Raw genomic sequence first — 21,509 nt, 5'->3', positions numbered from 1 at the left:
TATTTTAAAATGATAAGGTTTTCTATTCAAACATGCTAATTTACTTGAAACACATATAAATATGTAACGCGTGAAGTTATAACCATGCGAATGGTTTAAAAAGGATTCCTTCTCTCTGGAATCCTTTTTTTAGTAAACTCTTGCTTCATAGAGTAAAAAGGAAACAGCTAGGGGTTGATACATTACTTTCCGGATAACACCTACTTATGGAAATGCTGATAAAAATATCGACATTTAAGCAGCTTGTAAAGTACCAGCTTATTAATTTTGAACATAATAAACATAAAAAATGAATAGATGAAGAAGCTTTCCTCAATCGAGAGGGGCTTCATCATCATTTATTTTTTGAATATCCGTAACATTTACAAGCTCGACACAAAATCCACCTTAACGATACAATTTGTGGGTTCTTCTTATTTAAGAAATATCTCAACCGTCTTTTTTATTTCAAGTAGTTTTATTAACATATTTTCTCCAGGTAATAATCCTTCTGGTACCCAGTAATCCTCTTTATAATTTTCGAATATTCACCTAATCATTCTATAGATTTATGAGCACATTGGAAGTTGATCATGAAATTTTACTCGTCCATACGAAAGTCACTTGGCTATCAATAGTATAATGAAAAAAAGACATAAGACCTTGATAACAAACATGGAGGAGTTATGAAGAATTATAGAGTGATACATAAAGATAAAGTCTACAAGATACTTTTTGTCTACCCATCTGGTTATATGGAGATTAGAGATCCTGAAACAAGAGTTAAAGGGGTAGATTTAAGGGTAATTCATTTCCGGGAGTATTAGGTGGATTATGCTGAATAGTATTTAAGTACATACCTATAGGGAGAAAACTGGGCAAAGGTAATTATATAGTTACGGGGTTACTTGGGTTCATAAACTTGAAGAAAGTGTAAAACCAATTCTAAAGGACGAAGTTCTACACTAGGGTACTAATGAGTGAGATAAGAATATATCCCGGATAGTCGTTCTAATAAAAAATCCGATTTCTCCGGGGTGTATTGTACTAATAAAAGAAGTGTTTTATCATCATCTTTTTGCAAAATAAAGGATTTAATGTTCAGCATAGAGTTAGTATTGTGGAAATCTCCTAAGAGTTTGCCTAGCTTAAGTTGCTTTATGTGCATTGTTGACACTTTTGGCCAAACAAAATAAGCTTGGTGTTGCGAGCAAGGACCTTATTGAGGTAATCTCTGGACAAGAGATTGGCCATGCTTTTTCCAGGGTAAACTGCTTTATGCATTCTTGACTAATACTGTGTATCAATATTAAGGAATTTGTATAATAACAAAATCTTTAACAATCTCGTTGCTAATATTAAATAAGTAAGTTTTAATTATTGGGCAGTATGAACAAGCCAAATACGACAGTTCCATACGTGTTACTAAGGTAGGGTTGTAAAATAGCTCAACTACTTAGATATGTTTTAAATTGGGGGCTGGTTCAATATTTAACCCGAATTTTATGAGAAATATTAACCAGATTATCAACTCGTGATATAATTATTGGAACAAAAAGCTAAAGGCTAAAGGCGGCGTTTGATGTAGATGGAAATAATGATAAATAGAACATTATCAACAATAGATGACATTCATCAATTGCTAAATAAAACAATGGAAGTAGTTGATCAATTAAACTCACGTGCTGCTGTAACCTTAAATATGAAGAGATTGAGGTATATTACGCCTATTGGCTTCACCGGACTTTTGTCAGTGCTAGATTATCTTGAAGACCATTTTGAAGTTGGTATTGTCGCTCCTTTTAATATCAGTCCTATTAAATATATGGAACGAATGAATTTCTTTAAAGTCTGCAGTAAAAATGTAAAAGAACAATTTGAAGAACAAAAGGATATGACAACCTTGTATAATCGACACCGTAATAGCCTAGAGGATAAATTGCTAGAGATTAGAGTAGCAACAACCCACCCTCAAATTGTAGAAATAAGTACATTGATTAAAAGGATTTTTAAAAACAAAGGTCTAAAGGGGAATCGTATTTCAGATATTCAATCTTTTATTACTGAGTTGGGCAACAATGTGATTGATCATACAAATTCTAGTTGTTTCATTGCAGTAAAAAACAATGAAGATGAAAACGAAATAGAAATAGCAGTCGCGGATCGTGGAGAAGGAATTTACAATAGTTTAAAAGATGTTTTATCCGAAAATTCTCCTCATGATATCGTAAAAGCGGCCATCACTACCAAAGCTTCTAGACTTAGTGAAGAAGATCGTGGTAAAGGATTAATGGATATAAAACAAAGAGCTTTCAGGTGGTCTGAAGCATCAGTTGCATTACGAACTAATAATTCTGTATATGAAATTACAAAGGATGAAGTAAATCCTACTTTAGAAGGCAAAACTTCATTTGGAACCTTTTTTTCCATAAAAGTAAATTATAGTATTGACAGGCTTTAAACAATAGTTTTTAATAACATTATAGATTTCAAAATTGAAATTGAAATCGAGAGGGCGAAAAACATGAAAACTGAATTACTATTAAGAATTCATGAAAAACCTATTCAATTATTAAATCGTACTCAACTAAAAAATCTCAAAGAGTCAATAATGAATAAGATGAATGACGCAGAAATAAATACAGTCTTTGTATTGGACATGTCTTATATTGGGGATACGAATGGATCTGGTATCGACGAAGTAATCGCTAAACCATTAAAGTGGCTTATTAGTGAATTTATAGATAAAAAAGTTGAGAAATATATTTATCTAGTAAATTTAAGTCCAGAAGAAGTACATGATCATGCCTATAACATTGATAGTACGTTAAACATCGAACAGTTATGTATTATGGCGAAAGAGGAGGATTCCTTCTCCATACTAGGCTATCTCGGTGGATCTAAGGGATCATTAAAGCAAATTCTAGAATTTGTGTATACGAGAAAAGAAGTTACTGCCAGAGATGTTGTGGATGCATTTGACAAACAGATTAATACCGCAAGCACTCAACTTTCAAAATTATATGAAAAACGTTTGATTGCACGGGAAGAGATACAGATGCCTGAAGGCGGAAGACAATTTGTTTACAAAAGCTTGTTTTAAATAGCAGGCTTTTTAAAAAGAGGACTTCAATTTTGAAATTGAAAACGGGTCATAGAAGAAGGTGAGAAACATGGAAACGAAGGAAAAACAGGAAATGGTCGTATTGGCGTAGTAATGGAAATTGGATAAAATAAAAGCCTTTACCAGTCGATTTATGGATCAAAAAACAAGCAGTATTTTACAATTTAAAGGGGTGATTTGGTAAATGACTGTTTTGTATGAGAATGTAGTAAAGAAACTAACCGGTTTTGTTCTATGTTTACTATTTCTTCACGAAGCTTTAAAAACTATTGGAATCGATATTACACCAACATTCAAGATCATCAACGGATCTTTTATTGACTAAACACGAACAATTAATGAAAAAAAGTAAAATTGTTAGTATTTTTGAATAAAAATTCATATAATGAAAAAAGTGGAAAGAAGCTAAAAATAGCTTTTCCACCTTAGAAAGATATGAAATAAAAACTTTAGTCGGTTAAATTATATCGTAAATTTTGATGTAAATCAAATTCATATCTTCTAAAAAGTGGAGCTTCTTTCTTCTAATAAATTGAGAAGGAGCAAGCAAAATGAAAAAAATTTTACTGTCATTATTAACGGTGAACCAAAGGAAGTTGAGAAAAGAGATTATTCCTTTCAAGAGATAGTTACTCTTGCATATGGAAGCTACGATGATTCACAAAAATCATACACTATGGTGTCTACGCTAAAAAACGATAAAGGTGAAAAACACAGCCGGGATTATTCCTTCGGAGATTCAATAAAGATGAAGGAAGGAATGAGGATAAATGTCGACTCAACTAATAGATCATAATCAAGATTTGAAAAGGTTGGTTGATGAAGGATATAACGTATCATTCGTAAAAGATAATCTTGTCGTAAAAGGAATTCCTTATGTTAACAAGGATAAAAAAGTCCTGTTTGGGACAATTTTTTGTCCTTTGACGCTATCTGGATTAAATACAGTAGCTCCCCAAGATCACACAGTTCGATTCGCAGGGGAGCATCCTTGCGATCAATTTGGAAACGAAGACAAATCATACGTAAATTCACAGTCGCATTATCCTTTAAATCAAGATATTGTGGGAAATTACTATTTCTCGGCAAAACCACCAAGCGGTCAATATCCGGATTTCTATACAAAAATTCTAAAGTACGCAAACCTGTTATCTGCCCCAGCAAAGTCCATCGATTCAAGCGTAACAGCACAGAACTTTGATTTTGAGGACTATAACAACGAAAGTGTATTTCTGTATCCTGATACCAATACAGCCAGAGCAGGTTTATCTCATATTGCCAATAAATTTAAGGAACAGAAAATTGCGATTGTAGGATTAGGAGGCACAGGATCATTTATTTTGGATTTTGTTAGCAAAACACCGGTAAAACAGATTTCTCTCTTTGACGGTGATACTTTATTCAATCATAATGTCTTTAGAATGCCGGGTGCAGTAGCTATAGATGAGCTTCAGCAAAAACCAAGTAAAGTTGCATTTCTTAAGAGTAAGTATGATCAACTAAGAAATGGCATCATTGCACATGAGGAGTATCTTGATGAGTCAAATGTGCATATGTTAGGTGAACATGATTTTGTTTTTCTTGCTCTGGACCTAGCAGAACCTAAAAGGATTATTACTGAATATCTTACCAAGACTAATATTCCGTTTGTTGACTTGGGCATAGGGCTAACAGTTGTAGGAGATTCCATTAGGGGAACCGTTAGAAAAACACTGATTACCCCTGACAATAGCTCATCATTGAATAAAATTGCAATGGGACAAGCAGCAGATGATGATGTGTATGCTCAAAACATTCAAATTTCGGAGTTGAATGCTCTAAATGCTGTAATGGGTATAGTTACATGGAAGAAGATGTTTGGTTTTTATCTTAGCGATGAAACAATTTATCATTCAACATTCATTCTTGATGAAGAAGCTGTAAGTCATGCAACATAAATTTGTTGAGTTTATCCCATCAGAAATTGAACAAAATGTATTATATATTTCGATTGAGTATGATATCGCGAAACATAAATGTGCGTGTGGATGCGGAGCTAACATTGTCACTTCGCTTTCACCATCGAGATGGAAATTAACATATGACGGCGAAACGGTATCACTTTCCCCATCTATAGGAAATTGGAGTCACCCTTGTCAATCACATTACTTTATTACAAATGATAAGATAGTTTGGGCAGGATCAATATCAAAAACTGCCATTCAAGAAGTTATAAATAATGATCAAGAGTCTGTAAAAAAGCATGTTCAAAAGAGTAATCGTCTAATTGATAAGATTAAAAGACTTTTTAAGCTTTAATTCTTCATGTTATTTTAATAAGAACAATTTAAAGACTTGGTTATGTTACCAGGTCTTTTTAAATTGAAGAAAGTTAAAAATGAAATATACCTATCTTTGTTACAGCTAAGGGTAAAGACAAGATGTGTTCACAGTGAACTCTTCGCTAAATAGTACTATAGAATTATGCACTACCATGAAATTAACTTCTGCAATTCTCAAAAAAAGGCAATACTGAAGAAGACGCAGCTCATTTGTTTTTTTTAAGGGGAGAGCGCCACATTAGGATCTATGGTAATTAGTTTGACTGGAATTAGGATGCTTTAGGCTCTTCCAACGTTTCTGTGTATCCTAAGCTTTCGAGTCGTCTAATTGTTGTCTCTGTTTATCAAAGTGGTCTTCGCCCAAGTCTACATACAATTCTTTACGAGTTAGAAGATAATAAGAGATACGTAATATGGCGTGAGCGACGACAATACCAGCGCGTTTCTTGCCTTTTCCTGAGGCTGTACGCCTATACAGTGCTCCGAGATAGTTTTTGGATCCCCTTACCGAATGAGCTGCCTCAGTCAAAGCGGACTTTAAATACTTGTTTCCTTTTTTAGTTTTAGCCGATTTCCTTTTTCCTGCACTTTCATTCTGTCCTGGAACCAAGCCTGCCCAGGAACACATATGGGCTGCAGTGGGATACTGCTTTTTTACATCAGTTCCGATTTCAGAAAGGATTTGTTCAGCCATTCTTGTCGCAATGCCAGGAATTGAATCAAGTATTTCCACATCCTCTTGATGAGAGCTTACTCTTTTCGCAACTTCTTGATCGAGCATCTCGATCTGTTCAGTCAGAAAATCAATGTGGCCCAAAATGGTTTTCAACATTAACCGTTGATGTGAGTTAATATAGCCTTTTAAAGCTAGTTTCAATTCTTCCTTCTTCTTTTTCATGGTGCGTCGTACGAAGTTTGCTAGTTTCTCAGGATCCTCTTCGCCATCTGCGATTGCGTCAAGGATGTCTCGCCGAAACACCTAGTACACCCGAAACACTGATCCCAGCTTAATGTTTGCGTCTTCTAACACCTTTTGAATCCGGTTATGTTGTCTTGCACGCTCCTCAATGATGCTTCGGCGATAACGAACGAGCTCGCGAAGTTCACGTTGATTCCGGTCGGGAATATAACTGGCTTTAAGCTGCCCGTGGCGAAGCAGTTTGGCAATCCATTCTGCATCTTTTACATCTGTCTTACGTCCTGGAACAGCCTTCATGTGTTGGGCATTCACCACTAAAAACTCGATATCCTCAGCTTCCAGTAATTTTACGATTTCCAATAAACGCTCGTGCTTTCCATGCTACATGTGTACAGTTATATTGCTTAACCCAGTCAATCAACTTCAATAGAAATACAGTCTTAGTAGAAAAAGTTTTAACCTCCTTTCCTTCAGGCGTGATAATACAGGCAGTAATGTTGTCCTTATGGACATCCATACCACAAGCTCTTTCATTGACTACATCCATTGAAAACATCCTTTCTACGGCAATCATTAAAGTAGAGGCTGGTGCATCAACCAGAAATAGGATTAATCTACCATGTGTGCTTCCCGTAAGGGAGCTACAGTCAGTGGTGCACCGTGGTCGGTGGAGTTAGACTAACGGATGGGCTCTAACGCACTATAGTTCAGCGACCTTCCTCTCCAGCCGTAGAATAAGTATTGACGGTTCAAAACCATTTTCATTCTCTGTGGTGAAGCACTGATTTTTGTGCTTCATGGATGGCTAACGGGGCAGGTTTGTTGAATAAGATAAATTAATCTGTTATGGCGTATTAGACCTATACTGTGCAAAAAAATTATTTCTGGAAGGAATGTACTTAGCTTTATTATAAAATTGCTAATGTGGCTATTCCACAATATGGTATAATTATAGAATGAAACTAACATGCTTGCTATATTGATAGTATTATATTAAGGTGGAATTTTAACATGGCGATAGGGAATATAAAAAAGGGAAAACTCTTATATCATTTGACTCGATTGTCGAATTTAGACTCCATATTGGAGCATGGTTTAATATCAAGGAAATTAGTTAAGGATAATGATGTTCGTTTCTTTGATATTGCAGATTCAAAGATTATTTCTAAACGTACAGAACTTGGACTGGATGTATATACTCCATTTCACTTTCATCCCTATTCTTCATTTGATGTTGCTGTAAAAAGCACATATGAAGATGAAGACTTTATGTATATTTGTATTACAAGAGAATTAGCTAAACATAATAAGTTTAAAATATTACCAAGACATCCACTTAATATTGAAGAAAATTATCAATTATATGACTATGAAGAAGGTTTTGAAGCAATCGATTGGGATACGATGCACAAACTAGGTACGGAAGATCGATATACTAAGAATGTAAAAATGGCTGAATGTTTGACGCCTTTAACTGTTCCTGCTAAGCTCTTTCATTGCATTTATGTGAAAAATGAAGGAACAAGGTCGGTTGTTATGAATAAATTGCATTCTAAAGGTATTAACAAAACGCCACCGTTTGTGGATGTTGGACGGTGGTTATAGAAAAATCTGCTAAAAGAAAGTGAGGTGAAAACGTGATTATTTATACAACAGGTGACTTACTAAAATCGTCAGCTGAGGCTCTGGTTAATACTGTAAACTGTGAAGGGTATATGGGAAAAGGTATTGCATATCAATTTAAGTTGAAATTTCCGGAGAACAATAAGGATTATGTCAAAGCTTGTAAGACAGGTGAGCTACAGATTGGAAAGCTTCACTATTTTATAGAAGACGGTAAAATTATAGTGAATTTCCCAACTAAAAATAAATGGAGAGCAAAATCCAAAATAGAATATGTAGAAAAAGGACTGGATGAACTCATACCATTAATTGATAATTTAGGTATTCAATCCATAGCTATTCCGCCTTTAGGAGCTGGTAATGGAGGACTAGTTTGGAGCGAAGTGAAAACGATAATCGAGAAAAAATTGGCAGTAGTAGATGAAAAGGTTCAAATTTACATTTTTGAACCATCTCAAAATTACGTATCACAACCAAAAGCAGAACCTAATCTAAGTTTATCAGCGCTTATATTAATGAGTATTAAACATCACCTTAATAAATTTGATACGTTAAGACTTCAAAAAACAGCTTTCTATATGGATGTGTTTTCTAGGGAAAGTTACTTCAATTTCACTAGACATAAATACGGTCCATACGATAACTCTATTGCCATCATTAGCAGGAATATCAAAGAATTTCAGAAATATCATGGTGTGATGAATACTGAAGAAGCATATGGGATTCTCTACAATAAAATTGTGAGCGGTCAGGTAGAATTTAAATTGGGAACTTTAGTGCCATTTATCAAAATAGCAGCAGAGTACGTTAACAATTTAAGTTCTAACCATGAACTGGAATGCTTATCGACAATTACTTATTTATTAAAGGAGAAAGGAGAACTATCTCAGGAAGAAATTGTCGATGAGTTTAAGTGCTGGTCAGAAGATAAGGCAAATAGGTTTTCTAAAGAGGAAATCATCAATGGAATTGAAAAGTTATTCGAAACGGATATTATTGAAAAAACGTTAATGGGGTTCACGCTTAGCCAAAGGCGTACTTCCCATCATAGTTAAATAGCAAAACTTTTTAGCATCTCACATGAGGTGCTATTTTATGACTTAGTAAGATGTGAAGCTAAAGTTTGATTTATAAAAATGTTTGAATGGGAAAACTCTAAGAGCAGTCAGAAGACAGCTTTTTTGACAATAAGATCAGCATTCCTGTAATTATTGAAAATGAGTTTAAAGATTGTGAAGAGTTGTATTTAAATAAAAATGGTAAGAACTAAATATATCTTGATAGAAAAGGGAATGTCTTCAGAATTGAGACATTCCTTTGGTTATTCTAGAGTGCAACTTACTATCATTATGACAATATGCCAGGACTGTGTGCCTTATATAGTTAGTTGACATGAAAAAAGAGGATATTAATTGACCGGAACGTATGATAACAATACCAAAAGGGAAACGTAAAAAAGAGCGAATTGTTTATATTTCGCCCTACCTTTTCTGCATTTAGCACGGAATAGAATGCCGTTAGCCTGTATACAGGTTCTTTTAGGGCATAATGGCCCACAACAAACGCAGCTGTATGCTCGTTTAAATCATGAGGCAAGAAAAGAACTGTATGATTATGGGTGTAAAATAATGGAACTAATGTTCGTATAATACAATTATTACGAATAGTAATTTACATAATAATATTATCTAAAACTAGATCAGTGCATTAAAATGGTTTTTGTATATTCAAAGAAATCCACTAAATGATTATCAAGTATCTTTTGAAGGATCACTAAATTGATTTCTTGGTAATCATGAACCGCGATATTACGAAATCCAACCATAGCTTTCATCTTATCTGAAAGAGAGGAGGGAATAATACCTTCAGATTCCAATAGGGTAAAGGCATCCCGGCTTTGCTGTGGGAGTCCCAGCTTTTTAACAGCTACTATGTGCATACCCAAGTCAATACTTGCCTCACAAGCCCGCTGTAGATTTAAAATAATGGAATCTTGCTTTGTATAATTCTCTAGATTTTTTGGGTTCTTGTCGTATTCTTCGTGTATTCGTTTAATACAGCGTTCAATTATATTTATTTTGTTTAAAATTACATCACTTTTCATAAATTGTCCCGCTTTCGTCAATTTTTTTAAAATTTCTGATCGCTCCTCGTTTAGCTTCGCATACATTTTTAATACTCTAACTTCAAATTCAGCTTTTTTGTGCTCATTGGTACAATAAATAGTTGTTCCGGATTGAACTATTTGGGCTTGAAATACTGTGCTGGCCTGGTTTAAATCAATGAGGTCCACATCTTTGTTGAGTTTTGCTGCTAATTCCTGAGCAATCATGAATATTTGATATTTATCCGCTTTTATTGTGTCACCCAAATATGCAATATCAATGTCACTTTCCTTATGGGTATTTCCACTGACAGTTGAACCAAATATAACTATCCAATCGGGGGATAATTTTTCACGTAGTACATCTATAATGGTTTCTTCAAGGTGTGGATTCAATATTTAAACCGCTCCTTTACTAAAAATCCTGAGATTGATCTTTAACTTTAAAGGTGGAAAATGTCGGATGGTATAACTCCAATTATGTATAATTTCATCGTGATAATAAACTAATTAATTTCTTATTCAAAAATATAAAGAATACTAAGTATATTAATTATAGCAGGCCCTTGTTTACATGTCGATTATAACTATTCGTAAAATAGTTATTATACGAATAGTTGTATGGTAATCCCCCATTGCCTTAATTGAATAGAAACATTATGTTTTTTATCTTAAATGCCTAACTAAATTAAACTCAACACTAAACAAAATAAATGAGACCACCTATTGGCGGTCCTTTATAATATATTAACTTGTTTGTGTAACTATTAAAATTTTGAATAAAAGAGCTTGAGGTTAAATAAAATTTATTAGTTTCTAATTTCAGTCAAAAACTTATAATTCTAAATCCTTATCTACATGCTTATCTGTTTTTTAATTTATATTATTGCACATTTAGTAACTTTACAATTTTGTCCTTATTTACCTCGAAACCAATAAAAATCTCAGGGCGTTTAATAAAACCGGGAAGTCTTTTATCTTTTATTACAAAAGTAGGTACAATTCGTGAACCCGTTCTTTCTATCATTTCCTCCTCTTTATCAGGGACCTGGGTCAAATCATATTCAATGTATTTAATATCGTGCTGCGAAAGAAACTCCTTCGCTTCTTTACAATCCAGTCATGTTGGTCTTGAATATAATTCTATTTGCAATTTTTGCAAGTTTATCTCTCCTTTATATTCGACTTATCTATTTGTATTTTACCCATAAATACAAATTGTAATTAAATATACCAAATTGAAAAGTACGGAATATAGGCCTGCTTCAATAGGTTTCGCATCCTTATCTAGACTCTCTTACCCACCTAGCAGCTGGATCGCCAATAACTTTTGACTAGTCGGTACCTTGCTTTTCCGCTATTACACAATAATAGTCTATGGACTTGTCGATAAAATGTTCTATCCTGATACTTGAGTAACCGGTTTTTGTTAGTAAGTTCTCGATTTCCTCTGCTGCTGGAGTATATAATTTAAAATCATAGTCATCAGATGCTCTTTCCGTCATTATCTCCCTGGAACGAAACGAAATGACCAACCTACCTCCCGGCTTGAGCACTCTTCTTATCTCGCGTAGGGCAAGAATTGGACGAGACCAAAAGTAAATCGTGTTCACTGAAAATATTTTATTGAACATCGAATCGTCAAAAGGAATTTTTTCTATATCTCCCTGTTTGATCTGTACTCTCCCCTGCTTGATGAAAGCCTTATTGAGTTTGGTTGCAGCCTGGACCATTGTATCAGAATAATCTATACCGCACACATGAGTTCCCTTTATTCTTTTAATAATATCTGCAATATATTTTCCGTTACCAAAACCTATTTCTAGTATATGATCCTGTTCTTCAATATCGAGTAATTGGATTGTCTTTTCATTCATCGGAGCATTGATATTATTCATCAACTTACCCATTAACTTACCAATGAAACCTTTGGGACTTCTAGATTGACAAGCAAAGTATTTTTTAAATCCCATACATACCCCTCCAAATGGTGTATTATTTGGGGAATCAAATTTAGTACTTACCTCTTTTTTTATTTTCAATTCTCATTCTAATTATAATTAAGATTTTATTTCAACATTACTACTATTTAAAAAAATGCATCTCTATGCCAGATTCTATACTCCCTGCATTAGTCGATAGGAGAATCCTATATATCTACCCGCAATGGAGAATTTGCATAAGAATATGAAAGGTGAATTTTACTTTATTAATAAGAGATTTTTTATTTGACTGAGAGGCGTTGGGATGAGGATTTAACATTTTCAATAACAGAGCGGCAGACTCACAGAATGAGTTGAATGGAAATGAGCAATTCAAGAAATTTCACTAACCCCTTTAGGTATTGGTTTATATTATAGATAAACCTAACACTGCCTGTGTTAGGTTTTTAGATTGCCTATCTAGTAATGGTTTATGTTGAACATTTTATCTAACAACTAAATAAATTTGACTTAAGTTGGTAGCACCTACTAGACTACATCACGGTTTTGGCAAATTGCGCTTCTCCTGCTCCTTACGCCACCCATATCGGGTTGTGCCTCTAGGCTTGTAGACAGATAATATTGTAATAATGAGCAACACCAATAGGGCTCCAACAGCATGATTCATACCAGCCCCCATTGTACGGAGGTCAAGAATCGATGTTGTCGGATCTGCTGCTAAACTGATCATTTTATTAAGTGTCTGTGTGAAACCAAGCAAAATGATGGTAGCGAAGACAGTTAAAAGAAGTTTGAAAACCACCCAATAGTGCTTAAACAATCCCCAATGCGTGAAAAGGGACATGACAATTCCCGTTAACAGCGAAGCGAAGGACATTGGGACGATGACGTAGCTGGTGATCGGATCTAATGCTAGATAGGCTGCACGCACCATCTGTGCATCGTGGTTGATCTGAGTAACGGCTGCGAGAGCTAGGTAAGCAATGACCGCTCCGAGCCACCCGACAGACGCAGTGATATGTGTGGTAAGCGCGAATTTACGGATGCGGGGTGTCATGGTCATCACTGGGCCGTCCCCTGCTCTGTCTGTTCGGTTGGTTCACCCATAGGTAAGTGGCGACCAGGGCCGTGGTCACCATTTCCAAAAAACACCTTTATAACAAACAATAGTACCAGGGCGATGACGATGATCCCAGATACCTTTACCCAACGTGGCATTGGCGGCGGCTCTTTAGTCACATTCCGGCCATTATCGTTTTCTGGTGATTTTTTCATTTAGGTTTCCTCCTGCTTAGATGTAATGAATTCTTTTTCTAAAATCCTACTTAGTTCCATAACCATACTTGCAAACTTATTGTAAATGAGAAAACTAAAACGCTGATAATATGAAAATAAAAAGTTATAAAAAATATAAAAAAGTATGAAGTTACTTACCAAAAAAACTTTCAGTTTCAACCGAAAGTTTTCCAGAAAAGATTCTTATATTTTAAGTGGAAGTGTAAAACGGATTCCCAATCCTCCATGATTTGCTTGAAAAGCATGAATTTGCCCGCCATGATGTTCAATTATTAATTTACAACTGGAAAGACCTAATCCGGAGCCTTGATTATCCATTTGTCTAGACTTATCTACTGTAAAAAATTTAAGAAACAGCGATGATAGATCCTTAGATGGCACTCCAACACCATTATCCTCTATTTGAAAATATGAATAACTATCCTGCGCATAACCGGTCAAATAGACATGAAGGTCTTTCTTGTTACCGTATCTGACAGCATTGCTAAAAAGATTACCAAATACGCGCCGTATCATGTTTTCATTAATACATATGATTTGGTTCGAATTGAACCTCTGCTTCCATGTAAGTCTGAAATTGAATCCGGATAATTCGGTTTCATATTCAGTTGCAATATTTTCAAACAATCTATGAGCCTCCATCGGTCTCATATCAATGGTTTCAACTATAGCCTCATTCTTGGTATACATAGAGAAAGTTTCTATCAGCTCCACCGTGTGTCTTGATTTTTTCATAATAAGCTCATAATAATCCTGTGTTTCCATTTTAGTTAGATTCTTTTGCATGGAGAGTAGTTCCACAAATCCTGTTATCGAAGTTAATGGGGTCTTCAAATCATGAGCGATAGCAGCGATCATATCAACCTGTTCCCTATGAGCCTGGTATAATCTTTCTTCCATCTCATTGAAATGATTATACAGGTCCCCGATTTCGTCCTTTCTTCTTGAATGCAATGGGGTTCGGGAGTTACCGATATTTACTTTTTTTAGCCTCGAATTGAGGGTTTCGATCGGTTTAGTGATGTTAAAGTGAAAAAATATGGTTAAAACAACAAATATCAATCCCATTAAAAAACTAAGAAGTAAAAGCATTTGAAAATGAACCGGACTAAAAATATTTCCTAGCAACGCGTGCCCTTCATCTGAAAATAACGATTTTATATATAAGACAAAAAAGGCTGCAATCAGCAGAAACATTAGCAAAAATATTAAGAGAAACAGTAACGGAAGCTTGGTTTTTAGCTTCATGTTCATCTATTCCCTTCAATATATTTGTACCCGACACCCCAGACGGTTTTGATAAAATCATACTCTACGCCAATCTTTTTGCGGATATTTTTTATATGAACCGTGACAGTGTTTAATTCTCCGTACTCGTCTCCCCAGACGCTATCATAAATTTGTTCACGTGTGAGGACATTATTTGGATGATTCATCAGAAAGGATAAAATTTGAAATTCTTTTGTCGATAAATCGAGCTTTTCATGATTCAAAAAAGCTTCAAACGACTTATCATTTAATATGAGCGGCGAGTTTGAACTTTGAAAGTTCATATCCTTTTCGTGCCTAAGACCACTCCATTCCTGAAATAGACGGTCAACCTTTCTGAAATGAGCTTTTATGCGTGAGGTAAGCTCTTGAATGCTGAAAGGTTTAGTCATATAATCGTCTGCACCAATTTCCAGTCCAATAATCTTGTCCATATCTCTGTTGCGTGCACTTAGTAATAGAATGGGAATGTTGTATTCCTTTCTAATTTTTCGGCATACTTCTAAACCGTCCATTTCTGGCATCATGATATCCAAAACAATAAAATCAATCTTGTTTTCTTTCAGTATAGATAAAGCTTCTTTTCCAGAGTAAGCTCGTATTGCATTAAATTGTTCAAACTTTAAGCTTTCTGTAATTAGTTTTACAATGTCACGCTCATCATCGACCACTAAAATCGTTTTCTCCATTTTTTTCACCAGCTTTATTCCTTTTTTCATTTTTCTTTCATGGTAACAAAAAAATTTAACTTATGTGGCACTTTATATTAATTGGATCTTTATTGAAATCTATCGAATTCGCTAAGACGTATCAATTTCAGTTTGTCTCCTAGGGGACTTAAGAAAAAGCACTAAAATTTAGGAATAGTCACCAACCCTTTTTGAGGGAGAAACGACGGGAATCTAGGAAATGCATTCTTCCAGTATGTTTATAGTAAGGAACACAGATTCAATTCCACTTCAAGCATTTGAATCTTTCTGAATATTATTTCTATTGCTATTTTCTGTGGTTGGATGTTTCTATTTCTTAGACTCAAAAGGTACGTTTGCCTACTTTCAGCTGATACCATCCAATTTTCCTTTGGTCACAACTTGTTGCCATTTAAGCCCTCTGTCTATTGTTAGGAACATATCATTTGTCTGTGTAATTAACACTACTTCGTTTCTATTTAAGGGGTTAGAAGTTATTTCAATGATTGCATCGTTTTCACTTATTTCGGGTAACAGGAATTTTTTTCATTCTAGTAGCTAAATCTAACTCATACAATTGAGCATTCCCATCTTCTATTAAGGAAAAGAGAAGAGTCTCTTCTTCGAAGTATAGGGATGTTATCATATCTTTTTTACTTATTAGCTGAAAGTTGTCACCAAAGTCTGTCGAATAAAAAAGGCCATCTTTTGTAGAAATACCAACCAGTGCAGCCTCCTTTGGATGGGTGGCAATTTTAGAAATTGATTTAGAAGTTAGACCATTCAGTTCACTTAACTCCCAAGTTTCACCATTGTTCTTCGAAAAAAAGATACCTGTGTATAATTTAGAATTGGGGACTTCATTTATTACATAAATCGCACGGCTGTAATACCCAACCGCCATATGATGGAAATCCGATTCCCCGTAAAATGCTAATTTTTCTAATGTCTTTCCATTATCCGTACTTTTGATTAGGCCAAGAGGATCCTTAAAATCAGAATCCGAATCTGGATGACCACTCGAGTAAAATCCATCATACGTTGCTTGGAATCCTATATAATCATGATTATTGGTTGTGGATTCATTCCAGCGTCCCTTTGAAAATTTCAATAAACCTGAATGAGTAGCAACAAAGAGTTCCTCTTTTTCCTCTGTGTACCCTATACCGTGAATATGCTCTATATTTCTATCAGTAACTTCAGTGTAACTAAATCCTTCATTGTAATTCTGGTCTTTTGAGCACCCTAATAGCATTACCCCTAATCCCGACACAAGTATACTCCATTTCAGTACATTGATTTTGAACGCCTCCTAAATACATTTAATCTTTCTGAAAATAGGCGATATCACAATATTTATCGTGATTTTATGATTAATTTTATAAGGAAGTTTTCAGCAGGAGTGTGAGGGCATGAATATAAAAAAATACTTTGCGCAGCTTTAAGACTTAAATTTACTAAAAAGATGTCAAGAAAATATGAAGACCTTCAGTTTTACATGTTTTTTATTAGTAGTTAGTATATCTGACATAACAAAAATGCTGATTATGGAAGTATGTTTTTTATATGAAATAAAGCCAGAAATATGTACTTTTGATTAAGAACTTGCATATTATTAGCTCACTATTGATTTAGATTATTGAACAAAAGCACCCTATTGTTTAAGTGCATTTTTTCACAAAACTTCAATTAGGACTCTTGTAAGGTCAATTAATAAATTTAATCGAGTAGCAATATAAATCAAAATTCCAACCACAGCAAGCCTATAAATTATCACCCAGTGTTTACTATCCATATTAGATACCTCTTCTAAATTTTAATTTCAGTCGAGTATAGTTTTCTACACACTGGGCTTTCTCTCCTTCTCCAATCACTGCCCTTTAGCTCAATGACCAATAGGCTAACTTTTTTCCAGCCTGATCTTTAAGGAAAGCACCCGTTACTTCAATAAGAAACTTTCGATAGATACAAATAAAATAAATATAAATACAACTATACTTAGCCAGCCGTAACCTTTTTGTCCCTTTTGAAATTCTCTTAATCCCATTACCAACATCGTTAAACCTAAAAACAACATCATATATGGTTGAAACTTAAAATCCTCAGTAATCAATCCATACCCTGCAAGTGAAATAACTGTTATTGATAATATAATTTGCAGTAATTTTATCAATTAAAAACCCCTTTAACCAAGTTACCACATATCCCTAATTCATTATTAAACTATCCTGCCCTTTCGTATTATAAGGTCACCAGATATTTCTGGTTGACCATTTTTATTTGGTCTTATTATATCAGTAGCCAGGGTAGAACGTAACTGCCCGTGGGGCCTTCGACCCCGTCAACTAAACGGTTCGCCCCCTGCTTGTAGAAACATGATTGAGGCTGGTTGGGACATAGATCTCGTATAACAAGCGAAGCTGTGACACTGCATGGAGGAATTAGGGGTACTGGCAAATTACTAGTTTAGGAGGAGGATTTTAAATGAATCCAGTCATTGGTCTGGATGTTTCAAAGGGGAAAGTCAGGTTCAGGCATTTTTGGATAAAGGCAAACCATATCGTAAGAGCTTTAAAGTTTCTCATACTATTGAAGGTCTTGATTTACTTGTAGAGTTTCTGGAGGTCGTAAAGAGAGAAACAGGTAAGAAACCACCTATCGTCCTAGAAGCAACAGGACATTATCATTCCTCTGTTGTTCAATACTTGGAGGACCGTGGATATTTATTGATCATCATTAATCCACTGATTTCTTATAAGGCGAAAAGTTCAAGTCTTCGGAAAGTAAAGACAGATGCGGTCGATGCTTACCATCTCTGCGAGCTGTTTTATAAAGAGGATCTTGAGCCATATAAAAAGCGTGGAGTTCAACTTTTAAACCTTCGAAATCTTACCAGACAGCACGAGAATATAACGGGGGTATTAATCCAAACAAAGCTACAATTTCAAGCCATTCTGGACCAGGTCTTTCCTGAATATAGAGGGGTTTTTGGTGACTTATATTCGGTAGTATCACTGTTAACTCTTTCAGAGTTTCCCTCATCTGAAGATATATTAGAGGCAAGCGTTGAAACCATAGCTGACAAAATCGCTCAATTATGTAAAAGCCGTTCATACAGATGGGCTAATGAAAAAGCTATTCAACTCAAAGCTGCCGCAGACCGAAATCCGTTTGAAAAGACTTTGTATCAGAGTCATATTTTGAGTCTTGGTATGTATATAAACATTATTCTTCAATACAAAGAGCACCTATCCAAGTTAGAGTCAGAGATAGATGCCCTCGCTAAAGAAGTTGAAGAATATAATATTATCAAATCTATCCCTGGTATCGGTGAAAAGATCGCTGCAACGATCATTTCAGAAATTGGGGAGATAGATCGATTTAATGATCCTAAAAAGCTCGTAGCTTTCGCTGGAGTTGATCCTAGTGTATTCGAATCTGGTAAGTTTACAGCCACCAGAAACCGAATCACGAAAAGAGGATCCAGTAGGCTTCGTCACGCCTTATATATGGCTGTTCGTTGTGCGATTCGTGACTGTCGCAAGAGTAAAACAAGCGATGAAATTATTCCTCGAAATAAGAAATTACGAGAGTTCTATGATAAAAAACGTGAAGAAGGAAAACCTTTTAAGGTAGCTGTAATTGCTTGTGTAAATAAGCTCTTACACTGGATATTTGCCCTTTTAAAAAGCAAAACAACTTTCCAAGATATAGCTTAAAACCAAATTAAACTAAATATCACAAAACCTTCCAACAACAGAATAATGGAAGGTTATTTGGCATGCGCATTTTTAGTATAGCATGAGATATTTTAAGTTTTTATTGAAAAATATTGACAAACTATTAGCTGGTTTTGTTGAAGAAAAAGGATTGTTGAAATGGCAGCCGTTCTTTAAGCAGTGCACCCATTAGTTGATGATAACTTTTGCTTTTTTAAGACAACACCGACACTTTTTTAAGTTAGAAGTTTATTTCTTATGGACCTTTACATACACACTTCCGAATAGTTTATCTCCAATATAAACATCTAATTTCCACATTCCACTCTTTGGTAATGACATATTAGATGGGGCGTGTCGGTCTGCTCCGTTATTATCACCACCTAGTCCGCCTTCTACCACAGTTATTTGCTTTTCATCATTCTCATGTATAGCAACTACTTTAAGTTTTCCATTAAACTCTTGGTCTTCTCCCCAAAAATGCCACATATACTTTTGAGTTTTATTTGGATAAAATCTAACAGCCTCACTATCATCATAAATGAAACCTAAGCGCCCTTTTTCACCAATCATAGTGTAATTACCAGATTTGAATAGAGGACTTTGATTCCACTTTTGTGCTAGATTTTTATTTTCCACATTTGTAGTTACGCTTTCCTCATTCTTATTTGTACACCCTACAGTAGTTAAGATAACAATAATCGAAATAATTGAAACAAAACTTTTTATAAACATAAACACCACCCCACTCTTTTTATGAATATATTCCCAGTCAACTTCAAATATCCTTTATTAACTAACCTCCCTCAATAAAAGAAGCGTACACACCCAATTACTCCTGATTTCTTAGATTTTCATAGCTATTTACCTGCCGGTAAATGGGTTTCAATTGGAGGATAGTCACTGAAAAGGATATATTTGGACACACCGAGAAAAATGAGCTACAACCCACTAACCAATCTATTACATAAATTGGTGGAATAGTAAGAATATGACCGCACTGGTAGATGTCCACATATCTCATGGAGGTCAACCCTCCCATGCCTCACAGAGTCTTTGCTCTCAAATTCCTTCGTCCAACCTTTCCATGAGGTGGATGTCGGCCATGCTGCCCCACAGGGTCCATGCCCGTAATTTAGTTGCTTTGCCGACTAATCCGTGCTTCAAATGGTCTCCAAAACTATAAGCCAAGACCTATTTCTAATCTAAACGAAACCAGAATTAAGCGGCCAGTTCTGCCTTCTTTGATCCTGCCAAGTGAGGGATATCTTTTAACATCTTTTCTTCACTAAATTCAAATTGCTTTTTACTTATACTAAAGAAAATACGAATCAATTTATTACACAAAGCGATAAGGGACTGCATCTTCTTTAGCGGGTTGTCTGGCCGTTGTGTAAAGTAAGCATGCAGGGCCTTAAAAGCTGAATTTTTGGCAACGAGAATCATGCAAACCCTAAACAACAGAGCCCTTAGCTTCTTCCGTCCTCTCTTGGAGATGGTGGTTTTTCCCTTATGCTTTCCAGGCGTATTTTCCTTCAGACTCAAGCCAGCCAGCTTAATAATTTGTCGGGGGTGAGTGTACTCACGCAGGTCACCCACTTCCGCAAAGAAACCAGCGACTGTATCTCTTCCAACACCCTTGATCGCTAACATTTGGGCTACACCTGGAATTTCATCAAGCAGGGAATCTATTTTTCCGTCCAATTCTTCGAATTCCTTCTGAATCAAATCATATTTAGCCAGAAGAGTTTTCAGCTCCATTTTTGCCATCTCAGAGCCTTGGCGAAGTCCGATGGACTGACTCGCTGCTTGCTTTAACTCCCGAACCTTATTAGCACCTACACTTCTTTTTACGGATTTTCTTAAATGGATAAGCAATTGATCTTCAGTGAAATTGGCTATTTCATGCGGTAGAGCATAAAGCCGTAAGAATTGTAAGGCAGCCTTGCCCTCCCACTTCTTAAAGACCTTAAGGAATTCCGGAAAATACCGGTCAATCCAGTTATGCACCTGGCCCTGGACCGTTTGAAGGTCCTCGGTTAAAAGATCGCGTATTTTCTTTGCCACACGGAGTTCGGCATAAACACCTTGCGGTATGGTAGGTTCGGCGTATCTTCCATCCTTGACCAATTGGGCAATCACCTTGGCATCTTTTACATCATTTTTAGTTGGGGAATTATCATCAAGTTCCTTGCTTTTCTTGACGTGCAAGGGGTTCACAGCTTTAATCTCGTTCTCTTTTAAAATGTGAGCCAGGTTAAACCAATAATGACCTGTTGGCTCCATACCGACAATCACTTTCTCCATACTATGTGCTTTCTTCGTTTCCGAAATCCAATGAAGAAAATGCTCAAAACCTTCTTTTGTATTTTCAAAATAACAAGGGGATCCAAACTCGATTCCCCTGAAATCCTGGGCACGTGCCACATGCTTGAATTTCGCGATATCCACCCCTATAATCAGGGTGTAAGGAGTAATTTGAGCAATCTTCTTATTCTGGTTATAATTCATTTTAAAGCCTCC

The 21,509-nt window shown here is 35.4% G+C and carries 19 protein-coding genes and 3 pseudogenes; 9 read left to right on the top strand and 13 right to left on the bottom strand.

All coding sequences use genetic code 11. The features are described 5' to 3' along the window. The first annotated feature begins 665 nt into the window (after window positions 1-665). The 6 genes from M5V91_RS29480 to M5V91_RS29460 all read left to right on the top strand — a co-directional run bounded on the left by M5V91_RS29480 (window position 666) and on the right by M5V91_RS29460 (window position 5,401). On the top strand, window positions 666-806 hold the full coding sequence (locus tag M5V91_RS29480) for a hypothetical protein (protein WP_019380949.1): 141 nt from the start codon (window positions 666-668) through the stop codon (window positions 804-806). A 761-nt stretch (window positions 807-1,567) separates the two neighbouring features. Further along, on the top strand, window positions 1,568-2,440 hold the full coding sequence (locus tag M5V91_RS29475; protein ID WP_019380948.1) for an ATP-binding protein: 873 nt from the start codon (window positions 1,568-1,570) through the stop codon (window positions 2,438-2,440). A 63-nt stretch (window positions 2,441-2,503) separates the two neighbouring features. After that, window positions 2,504-3,082, top strand: a complete 579-nt coding sequence (locus M5V91_RS29470) for a MarR family transcriptional regulator (RefSeq protein WP_019380947.1) — start codon at window positions 2,504-2,506, stop codon at window positions 3,080-3,082. A 529-nt stretch (window positions 3,083-3,611) separates the two neighbouring features. Then, window positions 3,612-3,899, top strand: coding sequence for a multiubiquitin domain-containing protein (locus tag M5V91_RS30805; protein WP_369426014.1), 288 nt, complete (start codon window positions 3,612-3,614; stop codon window positions 3,897-3,899). Further along, window positions 3,874-5,040: a ThiF family adenylyltransferase gene (locus M5V91_RS29465; protein ID WP_019380944.1), complete on the top strand. Its 1,167-nt coding sequence runs from the start codon at window positions 3,874-3,876 to the stop codon at window positions 5,038-5,040. The genes M5V91_RS30805 and M5V91_RS29465 overlap by 26 nt, the downstream gene beginning before the upstream one ends. Then, a complete protein-coding gene (locus M5V91_RS29460) occupies window positions 5,030-5,401 on the top strand; it encodes a ubiquitination-like system serine protease family protein (RefSeq protein ID WP_019380943.1) in 372 nt (123 codons plus the stop codon). Before M5V91_RS29465 ends, M5V91_RS29460 begins: the two co-directional genes overlap by 11 nt. Window positions 5,402-5,693: 292 nt before the next feature. Here M5V91_RS29460 and M5V91_RS29455 read toward each other — a convergent pair. Further along, window positions 5,694-6,890, bottom strand: a pseudogene (locus M5V91_RS29455) (IS110 family RNA-guided transposase). A 464-nt stretch (window positions 6,891-7,354) separates the two neighbouring features. Here M5V91_RS29455 and M5V91_RS29450 point away from each other — a divergent pair. Together M5V91_RS29450 and darG are read left to right on the top strand one after the other, a co-directional pair. After that, window positions 7,355-7,948, top strand: coding sequence for a DarT ssDNA thymidine ADP-ribosyltransferase family protein (locus M5V91_RS29450; protein WP_019380942.1), 594 nt, complete (start codon window positions 7,355-7,357; stop codon window positions 7,946-7,948). 32 nt (window positions 7,949-7,980) lie between these two features. After that, window positions 7,981-9,021 (top strand): type II toxin-antitoxin system antitoxin DNA ADP-ribosyl glycohydrolase DarG, encoded by a 1,041-nt coding sequence (gene darG, locus M5V91_RS29445; protein WP_019380941.1) that lies wholly within the window; start codon window positions 7,981-7,983, stop codon window positions 9,019-9,021. Between the two features lie 644 nt (window positions 9,022-9,665). On the opposite strand, the gene hepT is transcribed toward darG, so the two are convergent. The 10 genes and pseudogenes from hepT to M5V91_RS29400 form a co-directional block, all read right to left on the bottom strand. Then, window positions 9,666-10,070, bottom strand: coding sequence for a type VII toxin-antitoxin system HepT family RNase toxin (gene hepT / locus M5V91_RS29440; RefSeq protein ID WP_009336060.1), 405 nt, complete (start codon window positions 10,068-10,070; stop codon window positions 9,666-9,668). A gap of 99 nt (window positions 10,071-10,169) precedes the next feature. Then, a pseudogene (mntA, locus tag M5V91_RS29435) lies at window positions 10,170-10,466 on the bottom strand (type VII toxin-antitoxin system MntA family adenylyltransferase antitoxin); the annotation flags it as partial. Window positions 10,467-10,953: 487 nt separating this feature from the next. Further along, window positions 10,954-11,127, bottom strand: a complete 174-nt coding sequence (locus tag M5V91_RS30800; RefSeq protein WP_369426013.1) for a hypothetical protein — start codon at window positions 11,125-11,127, stop codon at window positions 10,954-10,956. Between the two features lie 277 nt (window positions 11,128-11,404). Further along, the gene (locus tag M5V91_RS29430) at window positions 11,405-12,043 is read right to left on the bottom strand and encodes a class I SAM-dependent methyltransferase (protein WP_009336058.1); all 639 of its coding nucleotides are present in this window, start codon (window positions 12,041-12,043) and stop codon (window positions 11,405-11,407) included. Window positions 12,044-12,551: 508 nt separating this feature from the next. Beyond that, the gene (locus M5V91_RS29425; RefSeq protein ID WP_198286744.1) at window positions 12,552-13,076 is read right to left on the bottom strand and encodes a DUF2269 domain-containing protein; all 525 of its coding nucleotides are present in this window, start codon (window positions 13,074-13,076) and stop codon (window positions 12,552-12,554) included. Beyond that, window positions 13,076-13,288, bottom strand: coding sequence for a hypothetical protein (locus M5V91_RS29420; RefSeq protein ID WP_009336056.1), 213 nt, complete (start codon window positions 13,286-13,288; stop codon window positions 13,076-13,078). The genes M5V91_RS29425 and M5V91_RS29420 overlap by 1 nt, the downstream gene beginning before the upstream one ends. A 204-nt stretch (window positions 13,289-13,492) precedes the next feature. Then, window positions 13,493-14,557 carry a HAMP domain-containing sensor histidine kinase gene (locus M5V91_RS29415; RefSeq protein ID WP_284522423.1) on the bottom strand — a complete coding sequence of 355 codons (1,065 nt, stop codon included), beginning with the start codon at window positions 14,555-14,557 and terminating at the stop codon, window positions 13,493-13,495. 2 nt (window positions 14,558-14,559) lie between these two features. Then, window positions 14,560-15,267, bottom strand: a complete 708-nt coding sequence (locus M5V91_RS29410) for a response regulator transcription factor (RefSeq protein WP_284522325.1) — start codon at window positions 15,265-15,267, stop codon at window positions 14,560-14,562. Window positions 15,268-15,784: 517 nt separating this feature from the next. Then, a complete protein-coding gene (locus tag M5V91_RS29405) occupies window positions 15,785-16,540 on the bottom strand; it encodes a F510_1955 family glycosylhydrolase (RefSeq protein WP_284522324.1) in 756 nt (251 codons plus the stop codon). A 666-nt stretch (window positions 16,541-17,206) separates the two neighbouring features. Next, window positions 17,207-17,440, bottom strand: a complete 234-nt coding sequence (locus M5V91_RS29400; RefSeq protein WP_009336051.1) for a YczI family protein — start codon at window positions 17,438-17,440, stop codon at window positions 17,207-17,209. A gap of 311 nt (window positions 17,441-17,751) precedes the next feature. Between M5V91_RS29400 and M5V91_RS29395 the strand changes: the two are divergent. Then, window positions 17,752-18,986, top strand: a pseudogene (locus tag M5V91_RS29395) (IS110 family RNA-guided transposase). Window positions 18,987-19,235: 249 nt separating this feature from the next. Here M5V91_RS29395 and M5V91_RS29390 read toward each other — a convergent pair. Next, window positions 19,236-19,721 carry a DUF4871 domain-containing protein gene (locus tag M5V91_RS29390; protein ID WP_009336050.1) on the bottom strand — a complete coding sequence of 162 codons (486 nt, stop codon included), beginning with the start codon at window positions 19,719-19,721 and terminating at the stop codon, window positions 19,236-19,238. Window positions 19,722-20,207: 486 nt separating this feature from the next. Then, window positions 20,208-21,497: an IS110 family RNA-guided transposase gene (locus M5V91_RS29385; RefSeq protein ID WP_009336049.1), complete on the bottom strand. Its 1,290-nt coding sequence runs from the start codon at window positions 21,495-21,497 to the stop codon at window positions 20,208-20,210. Window positions 21,498-21,509: the final 12 nt, after the last annotated feature.

The organism is Cytobacillus pseudoceanisediminis (assembly GCF_023516215.1).
In the GTDB taxonomy this organism is placed as follows: Bacteria; Bacillota; Bacilli; order Bacillales; family Cytobacillaceae; genus Cytobacillus; species Cytobacillus pseudoceanisediminis.
This window is presented reverse-complemented; position numbering and strand designations above follow the sequence as displayed.

Coding starts and splice junctions, on each gene's coding strand:
- M5V91_RS29480 (WP_019380949.1), top strand. CDS start 666: ATGAAGAATTATAGAGTGATACATAAAGATAAAGTCTACAAGATACTT.
- M5V91_RS29475 (WP_019380948.1), top strand. CDS start 1,568: ATGGAAATAATGATAAATAGAACATTATCAACAATAGATGACATTCAT.
- M5V91_RS29470 (WP_019380947.1), top strand. CDS start 2,504: ATGAAAACTGAATTACTATTAAGAATTCATGAAAAACCTATTCAATTA.
- M5V91_RS29465 (WP_019380944.1), top strand. CDS start 3,874: ATGTCGACTCAACTAATAGATCATAATCAAGATTTGAAAAGGTTGGTT.
- M5V91_RS29460 (WP_019380943.1), top strand. CDS start 5,030: ATGCAACATAAATTTGTTGAGTTTATCCCATCAGAAATTGAACAAAAT.
- M5V91_RS29450 (WP_019380942.1), top strand. CDS start 7,355: ATGGCGATAGGGAATATAAAAAAGGGAAAACTCTTATATCATTTGACT.
- hepT (WP_009336060.1), bottom strand. CDS start 10,070: ATGAAAAGTGATGTAATTTTAAACAAAATAAATATAATTGAACGCTGT.
- M5V91_RS29430 (WP_009336058.1), bottom strand. CDS start 12,043: ATGGGATTTAAAAAATACTTTGCTTGTCAATCTAGAAGTCCCAAAGGT.
- M5V91_RS29425 (WP_198286744.1), bottom strand. CDS start 13,076: ATGACCATGACACCCCGCATCCGTAAATTCGCGCTTACCACACATATC.
- M5V91_RS29420 (WP_009336056.1), bottom strand. CDS start 13,288: ATGAAAAAATCACCAGAAAACGATAATGGCCGGAATGTGACTAAAGAG.
- M5V91_RS29415 (WP_284522423.1), bottom strand. CDS start 14,557: ATGAAGCTAAAAACCAAGCTTCCGTTACTGTTTCTCTTAATATTTTTG.
- M5V91_RS29410 (WP_284522325.1), bottom strand. CDS start 15,267: ATGGAGAAAACGATTTTAGTGGTCGATGATGAGCGTGACATTGTAAAA.
- M5V91_RS29390 (WP_009336050.1), bottom strand. CDS start 19,721: ATGTTTATAAAAAGTTTTGTTTCAATTATTTCGATTATTGTTATCTTA.
- M5V91_RS29385 (WP_009336049.1), bottom strand. CDS start 21,497: ATGAATTATAACCAGAATAAGAAGATTGCTCAAATTACTCCTTACACC.